Source organism: uncultured Victivallis sp. (assembly GCA_944389935.1).
GTDB lineage: Bacteria > Verrucomicrobiota > Lentisphaeria > Victivallales > Victivallaceae > Victivallis.
The window spans coordinates 1-4,462 of sequence record CALXOE010000088.1; the positions used below are offsets into that span (position 1 = coordinate 1).

The 4,462-nt window shown below is 58.4% G+C and carries 5 protein-coding genes; 3 read left to right on the forward strand and 2 right to left on the reverse strand.

Translation table 11 applies throughout. The features are described 5' to 3' along the window. Positions 1–66: 66 nt before the first annotated feature. The 3 genes from Q0J85_RS15260 to Q0J85_RS15270 all read left to right on the forward strand — a co-directional run bounded on the left by Q0J85_RS15260 (position 67) and on the right by Q0J85_RS15270 (position 3,477). A complete protein-coding gene (locus Q0J85_RS15260) occupies positions 67–1,110 on the forward strand; it encodes a serine protease (RefSeq protein ID WP_294483168.1) in 1,044 nt (347 codons plus the stop codon). A gap of 136 nt (positions 1,111–1,246) precedes the next feature. After that, a complete protein-coding gene (fucO, locus tag Q0J85_RS15265) occupies positions 1,247–2,401 on the forward strand; it encodes a lactaldehyde reductase (RefSeq protein ID WP_294483170.1) in 1,155 nt (384 codons plus the stop codon). 137 nt (positions 2,402–2,538) lie between these two features. Continuing rightward, on the forward strand, positions 2,539–3,477 hold the full coding sequence (locus Q0J85_RS15270) for a tyrosine-protein phosphatase (RefSeq protein WP_294483173.1): 939 nt from the start codon (positions 2,539–2,541) through the stop codon (positions 3,475–3,477). A 319-nt stretch (positions 3,478–3,796) separates the two neighbouring features. Here the strand turns inward: Q0J85_RS15270 and nrdD are convergent, their stop codons facing one another. Next, positions 3,797–3,922, reverse strand: coding sequence for an anaerobic ribonucleoside-triphosphate reductase (gene nrdD, locus Q0J85_RS15275; protein ID WP_294483175.1), 126 nt, complete (start codon positions 3,920–3,922; stop codon positions 3,797–3,799). Further along, positions 3,915–4,352, reverse strand: a complete 438-nt coding sequence (locus tag Q0J85_RS15280; RefSeq protein ID WP_294483178.1) for a hypothetical protein — start codon at positions 4,350–4,352, stop codon at positions 3,915–3,917. Before Q0J85_RS15280 ends, nrdD begins: the two co-directional genes overlap by 8 nt. Positions 4,353–4,462 lie beyond the last annotated feature (110 nt).

Below are 4,462 nucleotides of genomic sequence, written 5' to 3' on the forward strand. Positions count from 1 at the left end.
GCCGGATTGCCGCTTGACTGACGACGGGTTCTGATGTATCTCACACCGATTTACCCACAAATTCCCGTGAAGACCCTCTTTTTCGCCGGTTTCTGCCTCGTTGCGGTTCTCGGATTCGTGCTGGCGATTTACGCGATCGGCCGGACAGACGGAGGGGCGGAAGAGGGCGGAGACGACGAATACGTCGACGTGTCGACCCCGGGAGCGTCTCTGTCGCATGCTTATCAGAGAAAGCAGCGGGCGATCGGGCTGGTCGTCGTTACGTTTCAAAGGAGTGACGGAAATTTGGTGTCCGTGTCAATGGGGACTGCATTTGCGATTTCCCCTGAAAAATTCGTCTCCAACGCTCATGTGGCGTATGCGTTGAAAAACAGCATGGAGGAGAAAGTTGTAAAACCTAACTTAGAGAATTGTTTGCGGTTGGAGGCGGCGAAACAAAGGATGTCACTGGCTGATTATCGCAAACGGATCGGGGATCGGGGAATTGCGCAGAAGCGGGCGGAAATTATTGATTGGGTCAAGAGCGGTGCGATCAAGATCCGCGATATGGAGATCCGCCTGAACCACAGCAACGGGAAGAGCTTCCGGATTGCAAAAGTTCAGGTGCACCCCCGCTACAATCCGGGCGGCCCGGAAACCGGGGAATACGATGTCGCCGTTTTCGAGATCGCCGGCCGGACGGATTGCTATTTCGATATCGCATCGCGGCGGCAGTTGTATGCGCTGATGCCGGGGACCCCGGTCGCCTCTGCCGGATTTCCCACGGAAGGGGTGAAGAACAACGAACTCGATCTCGAAAAGCCGGAAGCCTCCTACGCTTCCGGCGACATCAAGAAGATCACCGACTCCGCCGGCAAGGACGCCGGGCCGGAATACAATCGCTCGATCACGCACAGCGTTCCAGCTGCGGGCGGTTCCAGTGGCAGCCCGATTTTCACTGCCGACGGGAAAGTGGTTGCCGTTCTGTGGGGAGGGCTCCATACAGGAAGAAATGAACGCGGGAGGATCCCGTCGGCACTGCTGCATAACAGTGCCGTGCGTATCGACCAGATTTACGAAATGACCGATCCGGTTTCCTGGCAGGAGTGGCTCAACATGCCGAATTTTTAGTGAAACGGCACGGGGCAGGGGGGCATCCGATTGTGCGGAATTTTTTCACGGAGACTCTGGAAAAATATGGAATTTGTGCTATAGTTTCTGTATTTATCGGAGCTGAATTTCGTTTACAGAAAAGGAGTCTTTGCAAATGATCAACCGGATGATTCTGAACCAGACCTCTTATTTCGGCGCAGGGGCCGTCGCTTCCATTGTCGATGAGATCAAAAAGCGCGGCTTCAGCAAGGCGCTTGTCGTGACCGACAAGGATCTCATCAAGTTCCATGTGGCCGACAAGGTGACCTCCCTGCTCGACAAGGCGGGACTCGCGTACGAGATTTTCAGCGACGTCAAGGCGAATCCCTCGGTCAACGTCGTGAAGCAGGGCGTGGCGGCGTTCAAAGCCGCGGGGGCGGATTACCTCATTGCGATCGGCGGCGGTTCGCCGACCGACACCTCGAAAGCGATCGGCATCATCATCAACAATCCGGAGTTTGCCGACGTCGTTTCGCTCGAGGGGTGTGCCGCGACCTCCAGACCGTGCGTTCCGATCATCGCGATTCCGACCACGGCGGGGACCGCGGCCGAGGTGACGATCAACTACGTCATCACCGATGAGGAGAAAAAGCGCAAGTTCGTCTGCGTCGATCCGCACGACATTCCGGTCATCGCGGTGATCGACCCCGAGATGATGTCTTCGATGCCGAAAGGGCTGACCGCCGCGACCGGCATGGATGCGCTGACCCATGCGATCGAGGGGTATATCACGAAAGCCGCCTGGGAGCTGACCGACATGATGCACCTCAAGGCGATCGAGATCATCTCCCGTTCGCTGCGCGGCGCCGTGAACAATACGCCGGAGGGGCGCGACGGCATGGCGCTCGGCCAGTACATCGCCGGGATGGGCTTCTCGAACGTCGGACTCGGGATCGTGCACTCGATGGCGCATTCGCTCGGCGGGTTCTACAACACGCCGCACGGCATCGCCAACGCGGTGCTGCTCCCCTACGTGATGGAGTACAACGCGCCCGCCACCGGTGAGAAGTATCGCGAAATCGCGCGGGCGATGGGGGTTGCGAACGTCGACGCCATGAGCACGGAAGAGGCGCGCAAGGCGGCGGTCGATGCGGTCCGCAAACTCTCCGTCGATGTCGGCATTCCGCAGAAGATGCGGGAGCTGCCCTCGGTGAAAGAGGAGGATCTGCCCGCACTGGCGGAGATGTCGTTCGCCGACGTCTGCACGGGCGGGAATCCGCGCGACACGAGCGTGGCGGATATTCTCGAGATCTACCGCAACGCATTCTAAGCTGTTGAGCATTCGTATTTTTCTGGCGGTCGGGGCGTGATGTCCCGCCCGCTTTTTTCGTTTTTGGGCTTGAAACGGACGGCGTGTTGTGTTAGAGTATTTTCCGGAACATGGAATTTCCAACGAGGGAGGGAAAGATGGCAAATCGGGTGAAGCGGGCGTTGTTCGTCGCACTCTCCGTGGTTGCGGCGGTGATCGCATTCGCGGGGGAGGGGGAGAATCCGCGCAACTTTCACGAGGTCGATCCGGTGAACGGCATTTACCGCAGTGCGCAGCCCGACCACGAGGAGTTCGCCGCGCTGGAGAAGCGAGGATTCCGGAGCGTTCTCAATCTGCGGAACTTTCATTCCGATCGGGGACGGCTCAACGGGTTGAAGATCCGGGAGTTCGCTGTCCCGTGCAATGCCGGCAGCATGACGGAGGAGCATGTGTATGAAGCGCTCCGGATCATCCGGGACGAACCGAAATCGCTGCTGATCCACTGCTGGCACGGTTCCGACCGCACGGGGACGGTCGTGGCGGCATACCGCATTGTCTTCAACGGGCGCGACGTTGAAAGCGCGATCGCCGAGATGTGTGAGGAAACGTTCGGCCATCACGCCACGATTTACGGAAATCTCCCGGAGTTGCTGCGTTCGATCGACTGGGAGAAGATGCGGACGAGACTCATGAACGAGGATCTGTTTGTGGAACCGTTCGAGCCCGGGGAGGTGCTGCGTGTCGATTATTCGCCGGACCCGTTCCGGGTGACGGTGAACGGGGAGTCGGCTCAGGATGCCGGAGCGGCCCTGACGCTCATCCGGGATCAATGGCGGAAGAAGCCGCACCGGATTGTGCTGCTGGTTTTCGACCGGGATGCGGGCGATACGCTTTTCGAGCCGTTCGCCGCGACCGTGAACCGCCTGCCGGAGCTTCGGGAGGCAACGCGGATCGATGCCGTTCCGGTCACGACGGAGAGCGATGCCATGCCGGAGTTCTGCCGCCGGTTCGGGCTGGAGGAGGGGCTGGCGCGGAAACTCCGGGTGATTCCGCATCGGGTGGTCTGGTCCTCCCCCGCTCAACAGGAGAGCCGGTGAACGGGAAAGGCATTTCATTAAAATACGGCGAAGAACCAGATTCCCCCGGAACTTTTCAAACTACCGCCGAGATAAAAATTTTGCTCGGAATTCACTGGGGGTAACCCCGTTTTTTTCCTGGAAAGTCCGCTATATTGTAAGGGGCGGTTTGAGCAGGGGGGGAGGAATTGTTTACACAGTCGCGTAGATATTGCAAGGGAGGGAAAGTGTAAACCTTGATGGCAAAATAGAAAATACTGTTTACACACTTACCAGGCAAATGAATAGCCGGACGCCATCACGACGCCCGGCTATTCATATATAAGGTCGAAAAATTCCGTTACTGCACCTTGTAGGTCTTGCGCTCCTTGAACTCTTCTTTCTTGCCCTTGTTCCAGTTGCTCACGGGGCGGAAGTAGCCGCAGACGCGGCTGTAAACCTCGCATGTGGCTTTGCATTTACTCATTTGCGGACTCCTTTCCGGCGGTCTGGATCTCGCTGCTCGTGGCCGCCACGCCGTCGGTCAGGCTCGCCGAGATGTCCGACTTCGTCGCCTGGATGATCCGGGCGATCCCCGGCAGCCCCTGCTGGTTCGGCAGCAGCGAAAGCGCCCCGCGGTTCGTTTTCCCGACAAACATTTTTCCGTGCGGAGTCGGGTCTTCGAGCGTTCCGGAGCTCACGGAGAGATAGGCCGCCCAGCCGTCCTCCCAGGCGAAAACGCTTTTGTTTTGCGTCGAGTCCGTGACGGTCTTGATGACGCTCTCGCTCGTCGTTGTCGTCTTGATTACGTTGCCCTCGGCGTCGAACTCGGTGATCGTCGTCGTGGTACTCGCGCAGCCGGCGGCAATGAACGCGACCGCGACGGCGGCGGCAAATGTGAGAATCAGTTTACGCATTTTCGTCCTCCTTCTTGTTGAACGAGAGGGAACCGTACTCCCTCAATTTGATGTAGAACTGCAGCATCACGAACTGCACGATGTACCGGCGCGGATCGAACCTCCGGTAC

Bases quoted from the DNA above. Each gene is read 5' to 3' on its own strand.
- fucO (WP_294483170.1), top strand. From the start codon at position 1,247: ATGATCAACCGGATGATTCTGAACCAGACCTCTTATTTCGGCGCAGGG.
- Q0J85_RS15270 (WP_294483173.1), top strand. From the start codon at position 2,539: ATGGCAAATCGGGTGAAGCGGGCGTTGTTCGTCGCACTCTCCGTGGTT.
- nrdD (WP_294483175.1), bottom strand. From the start codon at position 3,922: ATGAGTAAATGCAAAGCCACATGCGAGGTTTACAGCCGCGTCTGCGGC.
- Q0J85_RS15280 (WP_294483178.1), bottom strand. From the start codon at position 4,352: ATGCGTAAACTGATTCTCACATTTGCCGCCGCCGTCGCGGTCGCGTTC.